This window comes from Neobacillus bataviensis LMG 21833, assembly GCF_000307875.1.
GTDB classification, from domain to species: Bacteria; Bacillota; Bacilli; order Bacillales; family Cytobacillaceae; genus Neobacillus; species Neobacillus bataviensis.
In genome coordinates this window covers 1-977 of the sequence record NZ_AJLS01000093.1, presented here as the reverse complement: position 1 = coordinate 977, position 977 = coordinate 1, and the positions used below count along the sequence as shown (strand labels likewise).

Annotated in this window: 2 protein-coding genes; both read left to right on the top strand. The window is 35.1% G+C overall.

The genetic code is table 11. The features are described 5' to 3' along the window. Positions 1-62: 62 nt before the first annotated feature. Complete coding sequence (locus tag BABA_RS13035) at positions 63-536, top strand: replication protein (protein WP_083865380.1); 474 nt, start codon at positions 63-65, stop codon at positions 534-536. A gap of 7 nt (positions 537-543) precedes the next feature. Next, the coding region (locus tag BABA_RS13030; protein ID WP_007085654.1) for a type ISP restriction/modification enzyme at positions 544-977 on the top strand (434 nt) is incomplete at its 3' end.

Here is a 977-nt window from a genome sequence, read left to right as displayed (position 1 = left end):
ATATTAAAAAGCTCCGAAAAAATAAATCAATTCTCCTGATAAATAGAAAGGTTATATCTATTATGAAACAAAAGAAAAAAGAACAGCGTAGCAACAAATGGGCATTTCTCATCTATCAAGAATCGGTACCCGAAGATTACTTGAATCTCTTAGAAGAGCTCCATGTACCATTTATCTTATCCCCTTGGCATGATAAAGATGTAAACCGCACGACCGGCGAGTTCAAAAAGCCACACAAACATGGTGTATTTTTCTTCGAATCACTTAAAAGCTATTCACAAGTTTCAGAACTCATCAGTGATAAGCTGAATTCCCCCGAACATGTCGAAGTGGTAATGAGTCCAAAGGGAATGTACGATTATTTCACACACGCTGAGAATCCAGAAAAGTCTCCTTATAACATCGAAGACATTGAATCAGGAGCGGGTTTTGAGCTTGATAAATTCTTAGCTGAGAATAATGAAGATTTACTTAACCAGGGATCACGAAATGGTAACTTTTCAGCGTTAATAACGAAGTACCTACCTACCCACTGAGGTTATGTTGGGAGCAAGTGGAGCAGGATTTGTAAGATATATCAACGATGGTACATTATTTAATGTTAGTGATTTCCAGTCGAACATAAAATCAAACTTCGGACTAAACGAAGAAGAGATGTTTTCATATGTATATGCCGTATTAAATAGCCGCGACTATAAAAAACTCTATGCTAATGATTTACAAAAAAACTTACCTCGTATTCCTTTACTAAAACACAAAGAAAAGTATGTTCAAATTGGTAAAAAGCTTGCTGAATTGCATTTGCATTATGAAGAACAGCCAATTTGGGACGGTGTTGAAGTTGACATATCAAAACCTGATTATCGTGTTAAGAAGATGAAACATCCTAAAAAGGGTGTATTAGATACGATTATTTATAATGACAGTATTACTATTAAGAATATTCCAGAAAGGGCATATGATTACGTTGTTAATGG